The organism is Ruegeria sp. CDSC051, assembly GCF_059610665.1.
On record NZ_JBXWOC010000020.1, the window covers coordinates 1 to 2,699 of the forward strand.

Genomic DNA, 2,699 nt, shown 5'->3' on the forward strand with positions numbered 1-2,699 from the left:
ACGGTGAGGTCGAGGCCAAAGTCAAAACCGAAGTCGCAAACCTCTGCGCCAGATTCCCAATCTATCCAAACTTGTAAACTGAAGGACACCAACCCATGAGCTTTCATTCCATCGAACAGGCTCCTGCCCGCCTAAACCGTAGCGAACTCGCAGTGCCTGGCAGCCAACCCGGAATGTTCGAAAAGGCCGCACAATCGGACGTGGATGTCATCTTCCTTGATCTGGAGGACGCCGTCGCGCCGGACGAGAAAGAACAAGCCCGCAAAAACATCATTGAGGCTCTGAACGACATCGACTGGGGCAGCAAGACCATGTCGGTACGCATCAACGGACTCGACACGCATTACATGTACCGCGACGTGGTGGATGTGGTTGAACAGGCTGGCGAGCGACTTGATCTGATCATGATCCCCAAAGTCGGCACCGCGGCAGATGTCTATGCCGTCGACATGATGGTCACGCAAATCGAGGATGCAAAGGGGTACAAAAAGCGCATCGGATTCGAGCATATCATCGAAACTGCGTTAGGGATGCAGAACGTCAGTGAGATCGCGGCGGCGTCGAAACGTAACGAAAGCCTGCATTTCGGCGTAGCCGACTATGCCGCCTCGACCCGCGCGCGGACGACTATTATCGGCGGTGTTAACCCGGATTATTCCGTTCTGACTGACGCCGATACGGACGGAGGACGCCTGACCCATTGGGGAGATATGTGGCACTATGCGCTTGCCCGCATGGTTGTGGCTGCCCGCGCCAATGGTTTGCGCCCAATCGACGGCCCATTTGGAGACTTCCAAGACCCGGACGGCTACAAAGCCGCCGCAAAGCGCGCGGCAGTTTTAGGCTGCGAGGGCAAATGGGCCATCCATCCCAGCCAGATTTCACTGGCAAACGATGTTATGTCGCCGGGCGACGCCGAAGTCACCAAGGCACAACGCATTCTCGAAGCAATGGCCGAAGCCGAAGCTGCGGGAAAGGGAGCGGTTTCGTTGGATGGCCGCCTGATCGACTACGCTTCGATCCGTCAAGCTGAAGTTATGGTTGAAAAGGCCCGTCAAATCGCAGCAGCATGATCGCCTCATGACTTTACAAACGTCCATGTCTCAACGCGATTGTGCCGCCAACATATTTGCCGAAGCCATAGCCGCGGCAGATCCGGCAGTATCCCTGAGCAGACGGCTGCAATCAGCCCCATTGCCTGCGCCCAAACAGGGTGGGCGCAGCATCCTAATCGCGATTGGCAAAGCGGCCCCAGCCATGATGGCGGAAGCCTTGCAAAACGTTCAGGGTGATCATGTCGCTCTGGCCGTGACCCATTCCGAAAACCAAGCGGTCGTACCCGGTGCAACTGTGTTGAACAGTGCACACCCCGTTCCGGACGAACGGGGCCTCAAAGCCGGTCGGCAGATCATTGATCTGCTCAGCGCAGCACGCGAGCAAGATCAGATCATAGCGCTGATCTCTGGCGGGGGATCGGCCCTGATTCCGGCACCTATGGACGGATTGTCCCTATCGGATAAGATTGTGGTCAACGAGCTCTTGTTGTCTTCCGGATTGGACATCGTGCACATGAACCTGGTGCGCCAGCATCTGAGCCAGCTCAAGGGCGGAGGGTTTCTGCGACACGGTTCACCTGCACCGGTCACAGCCTATATTCTGTCGGATGTGATCGGAGATGACCTGCGTGCCGTTGCCAGCGGCCCCACTTCTCCACCCATCGGAACCCAAGCCGATGCCCGCAGGATCTGCATTGGGGCTGGCATCTGGAAGCGTCTGCCCCAATCCGTGCGGGACCATCTTGAACACAGCGTTCCTGAACAGACGATAGCAGTTGAAGCGACAAATCATCTGATCGGGTCGAACACGATAAGCCTTGAGGCTGCGCATCGCTGTGCGGCGCAGTTTTGCCGGGCTGAAATTGCATCCAAAGCACTGACAGGAGACGTGTCCGACGCTGCACGTCAGATTCTGCAAGCGGCCCGTTCTGTGGCTTCCGACCGCCCGGTCGCTCTACTTTTCGGAGGGGAGACAACCGTCCGGCTGCAGGGTACGGGTCTTGGTGGGCGCAATCAGGAACTAGCGCTGCGCGTCGCCCAACTGGCGCAAGGGGAAGCTATTCCCGGCAACTGGATTTTCCTCAGCGGTGGAACAGATGGCCGTGATGGTCCGACCCCCGCAGCGGGTGCGATTGTGGATGTGGGAACATTCGACCGTATCCGCGATGCGGGGCAAAATCCGTCCACGCTGTTAGCAAACAACGACAGTCACCAGGCATTGGGACTATCGGGTGATCTTCTGATGACTGGTGCGACCGGAACCAATGTTGCAGATATCCAAGTATTGCTGCTTGGGCCTGATGCTTAAACGCGCGCTAAACTTGACGGGCATCAAGGTTGATATAGCGTCAGAGATGTCGAATTGGAGAGTAATGCCTGAATCCGTCGAGAAAGGTCCGATTCATGCGATAGTCTGATTTCAAATCCATAAAAGAGGCGTTTGTTCCAATGTCACAGGCGATATTTTAGGCTCTGACGGAAGGATATAGGCATTATTTTTGCGGGATGTTTGGCGTTGATCGGCGTGTAAGTAATTGTAATTTTCGTTCTAAAGTTGCTTTTTTGGAGTAGGGTTTGAACCTTTGGCCTTCAGGTTATGAGCCTGACGAGGTGAAGACGTTAAGCAATTGATCCAGTGGATCA

Annotated in this window: 2 protein-coding genes; both read left to right on the forward strand. The window is 55.8% G+C overall.

Annotation, left to right across the window (positions count from 1 at the left end):
• Positions 1-95 precede the first annotated feature (95 nt).
• Complete coding sequence (locus AC2FH0_RS20745) at positions 96-1,073, forward strand: HpcH/HpaI aldolase/citrate lyase family protein (protein ID WP_142640422.1); 978 nt, start codon at positions 96-98, stop codon at positions 1,071-1,073.
• A gap of 7 nt (positions 1,074-1,080) precedes the next feature.
• Positions 1,081-2,364: a glycerate kinase type-2 family protein gene (locus AC2FH0_RS20750; RefSeq protein WP_496790241.1), complete on the forward strand. Its 1,284-nt coding sequence runs from the start codon at positions 1,081-1,083 to the stop codon at positions 2,362-2,364.
• The last annotated feature ends 335 nt before the right edge of the window (positions 2,365-2,699 follow it).